The organism is Hyphomonas sp. L-53-1-40 (genome assembly GCF_000682775.1).
In the GTDB taxonomy this organism is placed as follows: Bacteria; Pseudomonadota; Alphaproteobacteria; order Caulobacterales; family Hyphomonadaceae; genus Hyphomonas.
Genome location: NZ_AWFI01000001.1, coordinates 16444 through 31082 on the forward strand (window position 1 = coordinate 16444; position 14639 = coordinate 31082).

Annotated in this window: 8 protein-coding genes; 6 read left to right on the forward strand and 2 right to left on the reverse strand. The window is 59.9% G+C overall.

Going from position 1 to position 14639, the window contains the following annotated elements; genetic code table 11:
• The first annotated feature begins 14 nt into the window (after positions 1 to 14).
• From L53_RS00090 to L53_RS00100, 3 genes are all read left to right on the forward strand, one after another.
• Positions 15 to 1007 carry a cytochrome c1 gene (locus L53_RS00090; protein ID WP_034810471.1) on the forward strand — a complete coding sequence of 331 codons (993 nt, stop codon included), beginning with the start codon at positions 15 to 17 and terminating at the stop codon, positions 1005 to 1007.
• 80 nt (positions 1008 to 1087) lie between these two features.
• A complete protein-coding gene (locus tag L53_RS00095) occupies positions 1088 to 1966 on the forward strand; it encodes an S-methyl-5'-thioadenosine phosphorylase (protein ID WP_034810472.1) in 879 nt (292 codons plus the stop codon).
• A 74-nt stretch (positions 1967 to 2040) separates the two neighbouring features.
• Positions 2041 to 2952, forward strand: a complete 912-nt coding sequence (locus tag L53_RS00100) for a hypothetical protein (RefSeq protein WP_034810474.1) — start codon at positions 2041 to 2043, stop codon at positions 2950 to 2952.
• A 6-nt stretch (positions 2953 to 2958) separates the two neighbouring features.
• Here L53_RS00100 and L53_RS00105 read toward each other — a convergent pair whose 3' ends face one another.
• The gene (locus L53_RS00105) at positions 2959 to 4482 is read right to left on the reverse strand and encodes a helicase HerA-like domain-containing protein (protein WP_034810475.1); all 1524 of its coding nucleotides are present in this window, start codon (positions 4480 to 4482) and stop codon (positions 2959 to 2961) included.
• A gap of 131 nt (positions 4483 to 4613) precedes the next feature.
• Here L53_RS00105 and L53_RS00110 point away from each other — a divergent pair, with 131 nt between their 5' ends.
• Positions 4614 to 5741: an AI-2E family transporter gene (locus tag L53_RS00110; protein WP_051607401.1), complete on the forward strand. Its 1128-nt coding sequence runs from the start codon at positions 4614 to 4616 to the stop codon at positions 5739 to 5741.
• A gap of 357 nt (positions 5742 to 6098) precedes the next feature.
• On the forward strand, positions 6099 to 10826 hold the full coding sequence (locus L53_RS00115; protein WP_034810476.1) for an NAD-glutamate dehydrogenase: 4728 nt from the start codon (positions 6099 to 6101) through the stop codon (positions 10824 to 10826).
• A gap of 287 nt (positions 10827 to 11113) precedes the next feature.
• Here L53_RS00115 and L53_RS00120 read toward each other — a convergent pair whose 3' ends face one another.
• Positions 11114 to 13837: a M1 family metallopeptidase gene (locus L53_RS00120; RefSeq protein ID WP_051607402.1), complete on the reverse strand. Its 2724-nt coding sequence runs from the start codon at positions 13835 to 13837 to the stop codon at positions 11114 to 11116.
• Between the two features lie 124 nt (positions 13838 to 13961).
• On the opposite strand from L53_RS00120, the gene L53_RS00125 reads away from it, so the two are divergent.
• Positions 13962 to 14636, forward strand: a complete 675-nt coding sequence (locus L53_RS00125; protein WP_034810478.1) for a glutathione S-transferase family protein — start codon at positions 13962 to 13964, stop codon at positions 14634 to 14636.
• The last annotated feature ends 3 nt before the right edge of the window (positions 14637 to 14639 follow it).

Here is a 14639-nt window from a genome sequence, read left to right on the forward strand (position 1 = left end):
CTTTGGGGAAAATCATGAAAGCGTTCCGCATTCTTACTGCCGGTCTTGCCGGTCTCATGATCGCCGCGTCAGCGCATGCTGCCGGCGGCGCTGCTCACCCGCACGAACCGGAAGAGGGCTGGCCCTTTGAAGGCGTGACGGGTCAGTTCGACCAGGCCTCGCTGCAGCGTGGCTATCAGGTGTACCAGGAAGTCTGTTCGTCCTGTCACTCCATGAAGCTGCTCAGCTACCGCAACCTCGGCGATCCGGGTGGCCCGTTCTATGACGAGGCCTATCCGAACCCGAACGACAACCCGTATGTGAAGGCTCTGGCCGCGCAGAACGAAATCCTCAGCCCGACGCCAAATGAAGTCGGTGACTATGATTTCCGTCCGGCGACGCCCGCCGACACATTCCGCAGCCCATATGCGAATGACAGTGCGGCCCGTGCGGCCAATGGCGGCGCTGTGCCACCAGACCTGTCAGTGATCTACAAGGCCCGCCATGATGGCGCGTCTTATGTGTACAGCCTGCTGGCAGGCTATCCGGACGAGGACGTATTCTCGGAGCGCGTTGTAGCTGAAGCATCTGACGGGGGCACGCCGGATGATCCGAGCGACGATACGCCTGCCGAAGTTCAGACCGTTATCGACGCGTCCAAGCTGCATATTGGTCATGGTGACGACCATTACGAAGGCTACCTGATCCAGAATGCCGGCCAGTACTACAATCCGTACATGCCGGGCGACACGGTTCCACAATTCGAAGGCGATCCCCGCCATGCGCCTCCGGGTGGCTTCCTTGCCATGCCGCCGCAGCTCGTTCCGGGCCGCGTCGAGTATAGCGACGGCACCGAAGCGACCATCGATCAGATGGCCTATGATGTTGCGCAATTCCTCGCTTGGGCAGGTGAGCCGAAACAGACCAACCGCAAATCGCTTGGCCTTGCCGTGATGGTGTATTTTGGCATCCTCGCGATCCTGCTCTGGTTCTCCTACAAACGCATCTGGCGCAACGTAGAGCACTAGGCAGTTCTGACAGAACCTTGAATTGACGACCCCGCCCCTGGCTGATCCAAGGGCGGGGTTTTCTTTTTCCGGAGCAGATCATGAGCAAATGGACCCTCGGCATTATCGGAGGCTCGGGCCTTTACGAAATTGACGGCCTAGAAGACCGCCGCGAGGAACAGGCCGAAACGGCCTGGGGCAAGCCATCTGACGTGCTGGTGCGCGGCCGGATAGGGGAGGTGGAGCTGGTCTTCCTGCCGCGCCACGGAAGAGGTCACCGCATCACGCCGACCGAGGTGCCTTACCGCGCCAACATTGCTGCACTGAAGGCGGCGGGTGTGACGGACATCCTGTCAATTTCGGCTTGTGGCAGCCTGAAAGAGGAATACGCCCCCGGCGACTTTCTCGCCGCAGACCAGTTCATCGACCGCACCTTTGCGCGCGACAAAACCTTCTTCGGAACCGGCATGGTGGCGCATGTCTCCATGGCCTACCCAGTCTGCCCGCGCCTGTCGGGGCTTGCAGCAGATGCTGCGGAGGCTGTCGGCTCAAAGATGCATCGCGGCGGCACATATCTGGCCATGGAAGGCCCGCAATTCTCTTCGCTCGCAGAATCGAAGCTCTATCGGCAATGGGGTTGCGACGTGATTGGCATGACCGCGATGCCGGAAGCCAAGCTCGCCCGCGAGGCCGAGTTGCCCTATGCCATCCTGTGCATGGTCACCGATTATGATTGCTGGCGGGCAGAAACCGAGGCGGTATCGGTGACGAATGTGCTGGAAATCATGGGCCAGAACAGCGCGGTGGCCCGCAAGGCTGTTGTCCGACTTGCTGAAGCCATGTCCGGAATGGAGCGTACGCCGGATCCGAATGGCACGGATACGTGTCTGGATTATGCGTTGATTACTGCGCCACAGGCGCGCGACCCGGATTTGCTCGACCGTCTTCAAGTGATTGCAGGACGTGCGCTCAAGGGCTAAGGTTTACCAACACTTAACCGGTCGCCATGCGGGGGAAGCATGGTTTACGGTGGACGCGTTGAGGGGATCTCAGAATGAGTGAAGCGCAATTCTACACATTCTTCACCGGCGGGCTCGGCCTGCTTATCGCAGCGGCATTGATGATCGCCTGGCAGCTTTGGCGGCTGAGGGATGAAGAACGCGATGGCGCGATCTCCGCCCTCGACGGCATCAGCCATGAGATGCGAATCAATCTCCAGCGCATGGCGAATGAGGTCGCCCAGATCGTCGACACGCAGGAAGCCGGACCAGATGTCCTGCTGCCGGTCCAGCATCCGCAGCTCGACGGTGTAAACGCTTCCCTGATCAAGACCAATCGCAATGCGATCGCCGTGATCGGCGCGACCTATCAGGAACTTGAGGCGCGCAAGATGGCGTTGCGGGCGGTGCTGGCCCAGAAGCGCGATCTCAGCGCAACGCTCGACGACGCGATGGATGCGACGATCAACGGCATTGCGACGCTCTATATGTGGGAAGAGCACGCCGGTGTACGTCCTTCAGAGGCGGGCACTGTGCGCAGCTGGCACGTGCGCGACTGGATGAAAGCGCATGGCTTCTCGGCAAATTCCTTTCCGGGCATGCATCTGCGCGATGAAGTCGTTGAACGTCTGCGCCAGTACGGTTTGCACCTGACACCGCGCCCGCTGACCCATACCGCCCATGAATATTACAGCATGCAGTATGACCGGAAAGCCGATCCGCATGCGCCATTCTGGAAGCGCAAGCCGAAGACCGAAGAAGTCATGGCCGTCGCGGCAGCCGACGAAGCAGCTGAATATATCGATGAGGACTTCGAGGACACCCATGAGGGCGAAGCCGATATCACGCCGTCGGAAAACGTCGATGCCGCCCTGGCCGAGATTGAAGCGATGGACGACGACCTGCCGGAAGATGATGAGGCCTATGCCGAGGAAGACTCCGACGAAGCCGGCCGCTTGCCCAACTGATCCCCGCTAGCGTTTGAACGTGCCCATGATGCCGCGCAGGATGTAACGGACGATCTCCCGGCTGGCCGTTCGGGCGGCCTGATTTCCCGCTTTCTCGAGCGAACTCATCCTGCGGGAGCTACGGCGCGTGGTCGTTTTCTTTTTCTTCTTGTCCAGCTCGGCCTGAGCCTTGGCCTCTTTCTTGGCAAGTTCCTCAGCTTCCTTGGCGGCTTTCACTTCGCGTGCTTCGAGCACTTCATAGGCCGACTCACGGTCAATCGACTTTTCGTACTTTCCGGCGATGGGGCTGGCATTCTGGACCGATTTGCGCTCGGCATCCGTTGCCGGGCCAAGTCGTGAGGCTGGTGGGCGGATTACAGTCCATTGTACCACGCTTGGCGCGCCCTTGGCGTCCAGCGTTGAGACCAGTGCCTCGCCAACGCCAAGCTGGGTGATGACTTCCTCTGTGTCAAAAGTCTCATTCTCGCGGAAGGACTGCGCCGCGGCGCGTACGCCTTTGCGTTCGGCGGGCGTATAGGCGCGCAGGGCATGCTGCAGCCGGTTGCCCAGTTGTGCGAGCACGCTTTCCGGCAGGTCGCGCGGGTTTTGGGTGACGAAATAGACGCCCACACCCTTGGAGCGGATCAGCCGCACGACCTGCTCGATCTTCTGCATCAGCGCCGCAGGAGCGTCGTCGAACAACAGGTGGGCTTCATCAAAGAAGAAGACGAGGCGCGGCTTGTCCGGATCGCCAATCTCGGGAAGCTGCTCGAACAGTTCCGACAACAGCCAGAGCAGGAATGTGGAGTAGAGTTTTGGACTGTTGATCAGGCGGGTGGCATCCAGAACGTTCACGATGCCGCGCCCATCGGTATTGGTGCGCATCATGTCCGACAGTTCCAGTGCGGGCTCGCCGAAGAAGAAATCGGCACCTTCGCGCTCCATGACGAGCAAGTTGCGCTGTACCGCGCCAAGCGAAGCGGAGGCAATGTTGCCGTATTCCTTGCTGAGTTCGTCGCGGACCTCCTTGTCGCTCATATGAACGAGCAGCTTGCGCAGATCCTTCAGATCAAGCAGCAGCAGGCCATTATCGTCGGCATATTCGAACGCGATGTTCAGCACGCCTTCCTGCGCGTCGGTGAGGTCCATCAGCCGGGAGAGGAGCAGGGGCCCCATTTCGGAAATCGTGGTGCGGATCGGGTGACCCTTCTCGCCGAACACGTCCCAGAACACAGTTGGCGCAGACGTATACTCATACTCGCCAAGCCCGATCTTGTTGGCGCGTGCAACGAATTTGTCGTGCAGCTTGTGGTCCGTGCTGCCGGGTATGCAGATGCCCGAAAGGTCACCTTTCACGTCAGCGCAGAAGACAGGAACGCCCGCATCGGAAAAGCCCTGAGCCAGGTTTTGCAGGGTGACTGTTTTGCCGGTGCCGGTTGCGCCCGCGATCAGGCCATGCCGGTTTGCGATTTTCAGCAACAGGTTCTGCGCCACATTTGGTGTGCCGGTGCCCTCGGCATCTGCGCCCCCGATAAAGATGGAATCCATCATCCTGTCCCCTTCATTCCTTACAGGCTGCGACGCTAGAGAATTCGCCGGATTCGGCAAGGGTGGAGGCGCAGGCTCTTGACGGCGTGCGAGGCTCTCCTCACCCTGTGGTAACCACAGCTCCGGGGGATATTATGGATCGCGCGACGAAGACCGGCATCTGGATCATCGCGACCGGCGTCATCCTGACCTTCCTTCATTTTGGCCGCAGCATCCTCGCGCCCTTTGCGCTGGCTGTGTTCCTGTTCCTCGTCATCGAGGGCTTTGCCACGATGATCGATAATTGGTCTCGCGCGCTCAAGATCGGGCACGCCCGGGTTTTCGCGATCCTGATTGTTTTGGGTGGATTTTTCGGATTCATGGCACTGCTCGCAAATGGTATCGCCGAATTTGGTCGCGATGCCGGAGAGTATGAAAACCGGATCAACGCCATGATCGCGGACATGTATGAGGTTGTGCACATGTCGGGTGCGCCGACGCTGCAGGAACTGCTGTTCAACGAAACCGGACAACGTTTCTTTGCGACCATCGCCAACGAAACCGGTGACCTGTCCGGCGATCTGGTCCTGATCCTGATCTATGTCGCCTTCCTGTTCCTGGCGCAGTCCAGTTGGACGCGGAAACTGGATAATATCTTCCCCGGTTTCGAGCGACGCGCGCAGGTGCGTCAGGTGGGCGATGAGGCGCGGCGCAGCATTGAAACCTATCTGTGGACCCAGACCGTGATCTCCGCCCTGATCACCGCATTGACCTATTTCTCATTGCTGGCCTTGGGGGTGCAAAATGCGCTCTTCCTGTCGGCTTTGATATTTGTGCTCAATTATATCCCGACTGTGGGGTCAATTGTTGCGGCACTGGTGCCCCCGCTGTTTGCCATCGTGCAGCCGGAACTTCCGGCCTGGGTGCCGGGCACACCACCGCAAGACAACTACATCTATGCGGCGATCGTGTTTGCTGCCGTCAGTTTCTGGCAGTTTTCGATCGGCAATTTCATCCAGCCGCGCATGATGGGGGAGTCGCTGAATTTGTCAGCGTTGGTCGTCCTGCTTTCCTTGGCCATCTGGGGTGCCATCTGGGGCATTCCCGGCATGTTCCTGTCGGCACCTTTGACGGTTTTGATGATGATATTCTTTGCGCAATCTTCCAGCACCAGATGGATTGCAATCCTGCTTTCTGCAGATGGTAATCCACAAGGCAAGGGTACCAATACGGAGCTGCCGGATGCAGTCAGCGCTGCTCAGACCTATGGTGAAAATCGATAAATTATGCGAAGTGTTGGGCAAGTTAATAATTGCGAATCCGGTTCAGACCCCATACTCAATTATTGGTAACATCAGGCGCTGCTGACGAAGACTTGTATTCGGCACACCGCTTGCAAATTTAGTGAGATCAGGCCCTCCGCGTGCGTCCCCCCACCCAGCCTGCGGAATAGGCCTGTAGGACCCGCCGGACACGTCCCCGTTCGGCGGGTCCGTTTATATCGGGCCCTGAGGGCCCAAGATGCGTTCCCCAAAGACCCGTCATGACGCTGGGGCAATTCATTTGCCCCTATGTGTTGTGCCGGTGTGCCAACGCAGTCTAGATGGGAACATCGTTAAGTTCTTTCGCGAGACATCTGCATGACAGTAAATTCTGCTTCACATGAGCCGTTGGAGCAAGTTTTCGACCAGATTCAGCGAGAATCCGGGCACGAAGACCTCACCGGACTGACGGATGGCGACCTAAAGTTTCTTGCGCGCCGCCATTGGGAATGGGCAGAGGCGGTCTCTCCGGGGGAGCAGGATGTGCGCGTCCTGCTGGAGGTCGATGGGGAAAACGGGGACTCCCTGTCACGCACCATTCTGGAGACCGCCAGCCCTGACATGCCATTCCTCGTGGATTCGGTGCTTGGCGAGTGCGGCGCACAGGGGTTTGAGGTCGCGGCCCTGTTTCACCCGATTGTCAAACGACAGGACGGGCGCAGCGTGTCCATCATCCAGGTTCATTTGCCGATCTTGACCCATGATGAGGCAGCGCGCCTGAAAGCCGGAGTTCGCCTGGCGCTGGCGCACAATGCGGTTGCCGTGTCGGACTTTGAGCCCATGCGGGCGCGTATGCAGCAGGAGATCGACCGGCTGAAGGGCGTAACGCATCTCAAAGAGATGGATCGCGACGAGGCGGTTGCATTCCTGAAATGGCTATCGCGGGAACATTTTGTTTTCCTCGGTTGTCGCGAATACGAATTCGAGACAAATGCCGATGGGCAAGTGCTGCCCGAAGAGCCGATCATGGTGGAAGGCTCCAATCTGGGCGTGCTGCGCGATGAAGAACTGAACGTTCTGTCCCGCGAGGCCGAGCCTCTGGTGCTGACGCCCGAGATTGGCGCACATCTATCGGAACCGTATCCAATCCTTGTTGCCAAATCGACGCTGACCAGCCTCGTGCACCGCCGGGTCGCTTGCGACTATGTCGGCGTGAAGAAATATGATGCGCAGGGCAGGGTGAATGGCGAAGTCCGCTTCCTTGGCCTGTTCACCGCTGAGGCCTATGACGAAACGGCCCGCTCCATCCCGCTGATCCGCCGTCGAATCGCTGCCATTCTCGAGGCTTCCGGCGCAACGCCCGGCGGGCATACCGAAAAGGCGCTGACCAATCTGCTCGAAACCTGGCCGCGCGACGAGTTGTTCCAGACCTCTTCGAAAATCCTCCATCCGATCATTGTCGGCGCGCTTCATCTGATCGGGCGGCCACGCACGCGGCTGTTCGTGCAACAGGATCAGTTCGACCGGTTTGTCACCGCCATCGTCTACGTGCCGCGTGAAGCCTATGACACCGCCATGCGTCAACGCATCACGCAGGAACTGGTCACCGCTTATAATGGGCATGTGACGCGCTTCCGTCCGTATTTCGATTCCGAGACCCTGGTCCGGGTCCATTTCGAAATCTGGCTGGGACAGGGCCATCCCTTGCCGGACCTTGCGGCGCTCGAGAAGCGTATCGTCCAGATCACACGGACATGGGAGCAAGGCTTTCGGTCCGCGCTGGTCCAGTCTGACCTTGAACGCGCACATCAGGAAAATGCACGCTCATTCATCGGGGCTTTCAATGCGGCCTATCGCGAAGCCTTCGGGCCCGACGAGGCGATGCGCGATGTTGCGGCGATGGCAAATTTGTCAGCTGGCCACCCCATCCTGACGCGCGCCTACCGGCTGGAAGGGGACGCCGACAACAAGATACGGGTCAAGATATACTCCCGCAATGGTTCGATCCCGCTGTCTGCCTGTGTGCCAATCTTTGAGCAGATGGGCTTCTTCGTGGATTTCGAGACTGGCTATCCGGTCCGTCCGACGGAAAAGCCAGCCGACGATGCGCCCGAGACCTACTGGATCCACGATGTTGTCATGTGCGCGACCGCGGGCGCAGCAATTGACCTGGATGCAATCCGAACCGCGCTGGAGGATGCGTTTGTTGCGGTCTGGAGCGGACGGGCCGAAAATGACGGCTTCAACCGGCTGGTGCTCAGCGCTGACGCAAGCTGGCGCGATGCAGCCCTGATCCGGGCGCTCGCCGGATATCGCCGCCAGAGCGGCATGGATCAACCACAATATGTTCAGGAGACGGCGCTTTCGACCTATCCGGCGATTGCCCAGAAATTGCTGGACCTGTTCGCTATCCGCTTCGATCCGGCGCGCGATATGTCACTCGCCGAACGCACGCATGAAGCCGAGAAAATGCGCGCAGAGATCGAGGACGCATTGCGCGACGTGTCGGCGCTGGCAGACGATCAGGTGCTGCGCCGTCTCGCTGATCTGATCCTGGCCGTTCAGCGGACCAATTTCTACCAGACCAATGGCGATGGCGCGCCCTACAGTTTCGTCAGTCTCAAGATTGCCAGCCGTGAGCTGGAAGACCTGCCGGAGCCGAAACCTTTCCGCGAGATCTACATGTCCAGCCCGCGGGTCGAGGGCGTGCATTTGCGCTTTGGCGCGGTTGCACGGGGGGGACTGCGCTGGTCGGACCGCGCATCAGACTATCGCACCGAAGTTCTGGGCCTCGTGAAGGCGCAACAGGTGAAGAATGCGGTCATTGTTCCGGTCGGGTCGAAGGGGGGCTTCCTGCCGAAGCAATTGCCAGATCGGTCTGACCGCAATGCCTGGTTCGAAGCCGGGCGTGATGCCTACAAGGAATTCATCCGGGCGTTGCTCGGCATCACGGACAATCTCGTGGAGGGCGAGGTCACCCACCCGGCGGACACGATTGTCTGGGATGGCGAAGACCCCTACCTCGTCGTGGCGGCAGACAAAGGCACGGCCACCTTCTCTGACACCGCCAATGCGATCAGTGAAGAGATGGGCCACTGGCTGGGCGATGCGTTTGCGTCGGGTGGTTCGGTTGGCTACGATCACAAGAAGATGGGCATCACCGCGCGCGGCGGCTGGGAAGCGGTCAAACGCCACTTCCGCGAACTCGGCAAGAACATCCAGACCGAGCCTTTCACCGTGATCGGTGTTGGTGACATGAGCGGAGACGTGTTTGGCAATGGCATGTTGCTGTCGCCGGAAATCCGCTTGGTCGCGGCGTTTAACCATATGCACATCTTCATCGACCCTGACCCTCAGGATGCTGCCAAGAACCTGACCGAACGTCAGCGTCTTTTCGACAAGCCGCAATCGAGCTGGTCGGACTATAACAAGGGTATCCTGTCGAAAGGCGGCGGAATCTTCGAGCGTTCTGCCAAGGCGATCACGCTGAGCGATGAGATCAAGGCGCTGACTGGTCTGTCCAAGGATGCCGTCACACCCGACGAGTTGATCCACGCCCTGCTGAAGACGGATGCGGACTTGCTCTGGTTCGGCGGCATCGGCACCTATGTGAAAGCCGCCCATGAAACTCATGCGGCCGCCGGTGACCGTGCCAATGATGCGATCCGGGTTGATGCAAATCAGCTGAAGGTGAAAGTCATCGGGGAAGGGGCCAATCTGGGCGTCACCCAAGCCGGGCGGATTGAGTTTGCCCTGCATGGGGGACGGATCAATACGGACGCGATCGACAACTCCGCCGGCGTTGATTCGTCGGACCACGAAGTGAACATCAAGATTCTGGCTGCTGAGGCGATCCGCGAAGGCGACCTCGATCCGGCCGACCGCAATGATCTTCTCGCGGAGATGACCAGCGACGTGGCGGCGCTTGTCCTGCGTCATAATTATACGCAGACCTTTGCGCTGACCCTGGCCGAGACGACGGCCAAGGAAGACCATGATGCGCTTGAGCGCCTGATGGAATATCTTGAAGACCGGGGCGTGTTGAACCGGGCGCTGGAAACCCTGCCGGAGACCGGTGAGATGAAAGTCCGCGCTGAGCGCGGCCAGCCGTTGACCCGGCCGGAACTTGCCGTCTTGCTCGCTTGGTCGAAGATTACTCTGTTCGACGATATTGTGGCCTCCGATATTCCGGACGATCCGTATTTCGAAGACCTGTTGGTCAATTACTTCCCGAGTCCGATAAACACCTATTCAAAGGCCATGTCGAACCATCGCCTGAAGCGGGAAATTATCGCAACGATCATTGCCAATCGGGTGCTGGACATGGCCGGGCCCGTGGCCCTGCTGCGTCTGCGCGAAGTGACCGGCGGCGATAATGCGCAAGTCGCGCGCGGGCTCGAAGCGGCGCGCGCCGTCTTGAACTTTGATGGCTTCCAGCGCGAGGTCGACCAGCTCGACACGATCGTGCCTGCGGATGTGCAAATCGATCTGCGCCTGCATGCGGCAAGTGCCATGGTCGATGCGGCGCTCTGGTTCATTGAGACCCATCCGGACCTGCATGTCGGCGATGCCGTGCAACATACCGAAGCGCCTCTGAACGAGTTCAAGGCCATCCTTGCCGGCATTCACTCGCCGTTCCCGGCTGCGCGCATCGAGCGCGAAGTACGTAGCCTGATGAAGCGCGGTGCGTCGGAAGAGATTTCGCGTTGGGCCGCTGCGATGGGCCAGTTTGCCCAAGGGCTGCTCGTGGTCGATCTGGCTGGCAAGGCGGGTGTCAGTGTGGAGGCGGCCGGCAAGGCTTTCTACACGATTGGCGACCAGCTGCGCATCGACCGGCTTCGCGCCATGGCGCGGGACAATCTGCTGCATGCAGATTATTGGGATCGCGTGGCGGGCCGTCGCCTGTTGAACGAACTGGTTCGGATGCAGGCGGATGCAACAGAGAAGGCTCTCGCCGGAGACGGGGCAGATGCCTGGCTCGCCGAGCGCAATGATGCGCGCAAGGCATTGCTCGCAGAGTTGCATACGCTGGGCAAGGATCGCAATTGGGCGTTTGCGCGATTTGCGCTTGCGGCCGACGCGTTGCGCCAGTTCATGCGCCACTGATCGTTGCACCAAGAGCCGGACAGGGCGTGTGCCCTTCCGGTTTCCTGTCATCCAAGGTCCTTGCGGACGGAAGGCGGCGCCTTCGGCAGGGACGGTATTCATATTGGTGTGGGAAGTCGTGCCCCTGCAGCGGGCCGCCTCCCATCCGCTGGCCGGGGCCTGAGCATACCCCGACCGGACCGCCGCTTCCCATTTGGGCAAGAAGCGACCCGGACAAGATACAAGCCGGAGATCTCAGACAAATTCGATCAGCGACAAAGCCCGTTATCCGGGCCGTGCCGGGCCGATTACTGCTGGAAGAAGTTGTTCACATCCAACGCTTTCTGAGCCCTTAGCGCGCTGCAGAGTGTTGCCTTCTCCGTACCCTGGGCCAGGGATCGCTCATAGCCGGGGGTCAGCGGCGCATTCTGTTCAAAGAAGTCTTCCGCCTCTGCGGCCTTTCTGACGCTGCAGAAATATCCCGTCAGGCCCGCGAGCTTTGGCTGACGGATTTCGGGCATGCGCTCCACAACCGTCTCGAAGTTTGTGGTTATCAAATCCCATGCTGTGTCTTGTGCCACGGGGTTTGCCATGGCGCCGTAGACGACCGTGAAGACTTCGTCGGTTGAGTTCGAGCCGTTCAGAACGGACGGGAACAGGTCTGACACGACATCCTTGCTGCCACGGCTGGCTAACACTCTCAGGATCGTTGAGCGTTCATTCTGGTTGGTTGCTGTGGCCACATAGGCCTTGGCAGCTTCATAGAAGTCAGCGCCGCCATCCTCGACGCCGATCATCATAGCTGTTGAAAGATCTTCCGGCGCAATCGCCGTTGCGTCCGGGCTGCCTTTGAGCCCGACATATTGCCGGGCACGGGCGAGCAGGGCGCGGCGCTCAGCGGGGCGCTCGCCATATTCCAGCAACCAGCCATATAGCCTGTCGCGCAAAAGCATCTCCTGCTGGCTCAGCGCCGTGGCCGGACGGGATTCCAGATATTCGGCCAACGGTCCATAGGTGCGCTGGACCCACGCGCGAAGGCCCGCTTGCTCGGATGGCTCCAGCATGCGGTCGAGCGTGCCAATGATGCCGAACCCTTCAGAAACCGCATGCGGATGACCGCTTGAGGTTGCGGCCAGTCCAGCCATCAGGTCATCGGTGCTGATCCGCCCTGCACGGAAACCGGAGGTCAGTGCATCCGCAAACATGATCTGTTCGGCGTCAGACAAGCTGTCAAAGTTGGAAATCAGCGCCGTCAGGTTTTCCGCATTCGTATCGAAGCGCCAATAGCCCGTGCCGCCGGCATTTGGCATCACCCAGTCGGGGCAATCGCCATCCAGAGGAATCTCGGTGACCGGTGCGGTCAGCATCTGCCGGATCGTGCGATCACCCACAGGCCCTTTCAGGCGCGCAGCAAACGGCACGTTCCAGGTCTGAGCATTGGTATCAATATCAGAGCCAAGCGGCGCATAGCGCTTTTGAGTGATCGTGATCAGGCCCGCATCTGGAGCAGGGCAGGACACGGCGACATCCAGCGATGGGATGCCTGGCTGGTTGATATAGCTGGTGAAGGCTTCAACAATATCCGGCTGGCCGGACCCGTCGGCGAGGCTCTGCATGAAATCGTCGGCATCAGCGACGCCATCCTCGAAGCGACGCATGTGCAAGCGGATACCTTCGCGGAAGGCTTCTTCGCCCAGATAGGTCTCGAACATGTTCAACACGCTGCCGCCTTTGCGATAGGTAATGGAGTCGAACGCATCGAGAATATCGCCATTGGTATTGATCGGATTGCGAATCTGGCGCGCCGATTGAAGACTGTCGGCCCCCATCGCGCTGAGCCCTGCCAGGATTGGGCTGAGGCCCCACTCGCCGTCTGGGTCAACCCCGTCCATCGTCTTGTAACTGATCCAGGTCGCAAAGGCCTCGTTCAGCCAGATATCGTTCCACCATTTCGGCGTGACAAGATTGCCGAACCACTGATGGCCAAGCTCGTGGGCGTGCGTCGTCAGGATACCGCGGCGGCGGGACAAGCTGGTCTGCTCATTCATCAGCAGCGCGGCTTCGCGGTAGATGATCGCGCCGGCATTCTCCATCGCGCCAAAGGCAAATTCCGGTGCGGCGATCAGGTCCAGTTTTCCATAAGGGTACGGATAGTCGAAATAATCCTCCTGCCAGAGCAACATCTCGTCAGTGATGTCGAGTGCCTCGCTGAGCTGGTCTCTCTTGCCGCGGGCAGCAAAGCCGCGCAGGGGCACCGGCGCCTCGCGCAGGGCATTGGCCGGAATGGCCGGGGCGGGCCGCGTCTCGTAAGGACCGACTGCGAGCGCGATCAGATAGGACTGGATCGGGCGAGTTTCGGCGAAGATATGCCGGGTCCAACCGTCTTCGGCCGGTTCGGCGCTGATTTCCGCGCCATTGGAGACGACCTCCATGCCTTCTGGCGCGGTGACGGTCACGCTCCACGGTGTCTTGAAGCGCGGTTCGTCAAATGATGGCACCATCCGGCGCGCATCAATCGCTTCCATCTGGGTGGCAAGGTAGTCCGTATCGGATTGAACCGCCTTGTAGAGACCGGCAAGGCCCACATTGTAAGGCGCGGTGTAGCTGATTTCGAGCGTGGCTGTGCCCGCCGGGACGGGCGAGTCGAAGTCGAGTCGTGAAACTCCGCCAGGTGCCTGATTGCCGGTAAAAGTTGCCGGGATATCTGTTCCATTGTCCAGCACGGCCCTGGCCGACAGCACGGTCTGATCCAGCGAATGCAACCAGATGCGCTCGTGCGGCGCTGTCAGGGAGACGTCAATGGCTACATTGCCCGAGAAACTGTCGGCATCTGGATCAGTCTTCAGCTCCAGCCGGTAGGCCAGTGGCGTGACATCCGTCGGCAATTGTCCTGCAGGCGGCACCTGAATTCGGACCGGCTGGGTCTGGGAACCGAGGCTTGCGTCAGAAGCGGAGGTCGCATTTCCGCAGGCATTAAGTGCAAGGAGGGAGACCGCGCCAGCCAAAGCAGCGCGAAACCAGGAATTGTGCATGGATCTGGTCCTGTAACGGTGGAAACAGTTTGAAGCCAAAAAACATAGGATACGGCCCAGCAAAAGCGATCAGATGCAGCTGAATTTAACACCCCTTTCAGTGATGCCATGAGAAGTTGAACCCATGAAACGGCTCTACCATTGGCCTCTTGATCCGGCCGGACGGCTGGTCCGCCTCGCCTTGGGCGAGAAAGACGAGGGATTCGAGGCGTTGGAATCGCCGCCCTGGTCAGCCCATCCTGACGTACCCCGCCTCGCACATGGGGCTGTTGCGCCCGCTTTGGTTGAGATCGACAGCGAGCCACGCATGTTTGCCTGCGGCACGCGCGCCATATGCGAGTATCTTGAAGAGACCTCCAGCGGACGGGTCCTGTTGCCATCAGATCCGGCGGCGCGCGCTGAAGTCCGCCGCCTGTGGGCCTGGATTGAGGCTGCGTGTGAAGAGGTTACCGACACGCTACTGACTGAACGTGTGATGCAATGGGTGCGCCGCGACCGGCACCCCGATTCGGCGCGGTTGCGCCGGGGGGCGCATGCGCTGCGCGGACGTCTGACTTTCCTGAATGGCCTGCTGGAGCTCAATGGCTATCTTGCCTGCCGGGAGCTTACCCTGGCCGATCTGGCTGCAGCGGCACACTTGTCTGCCTATGACTATTTCGGCGATGTCGAATGGAATGCTGTGCCGGAGCTGAAAGACTGGTATGCCCGGATCAAGTCGCGTCCGAGCTTCAGGCCCTTGCTGGCCGACCGGTTGCAGGCGGTACGGCCCGTGGCCCATTATACCGATTTGGATTTCTAGACC

Coding starts and splice junctions, on each gene's coding strand:
- L53_RS00115 (WP_034810476.1), top strand. CDS start 6,099: ATGACAGTAAATTCTGCTTCACATGAGCCGTTGGAGCAAGTTTTCGAC.
- L53_RS00125 (WP_034810478.1), top strand. CDS start 13,962: ATGAAACGGCTCTACCATTGGCCTCTTGATCCGGCCGGACGGCTGGTC.
- L53_RS00120 (WP_051607402.1), bottom strand. CDS start 13,837: ATGCACAATTCCTGGTTTCGCGCTGCTTTGGCTGGCGCGGTCTCCCTC.
- L53_RS00095 (WP_034810472.1), top strand. CDS start 1,088: ATGAGCAAATGGACCCTCGGCATTATCGGAGGCTCGGGCCTTTACGAA.
- L53_RS00105 (WP_034810475.1), bottom strand. CDS start 4,482: ATGATGGATTCCATCTTTATCGGGGGCGCAGATGCCGAGGGCACCGGC.
- L53_RS00100 (WP_034810474.1), top strand. CDS start 2,041: ATGAGTGAAGCGCAATTCTACACATTCTTCACCGGCGGGCTCGGCCTG.
- L53_RS00110 (WP_051607401.1), top strand. CDS start 4,614: ATGGATCGCGCGACGAAGACCGGCATCTGGATCATCGCGACCGGCGTC.
- L53_RS00090 (WP_034810471.1), top strand. CDS start 15: ATGAAAGCGTTCCGCATTCTTACTGCCGGTCTTGCCGGTCTCATGATC.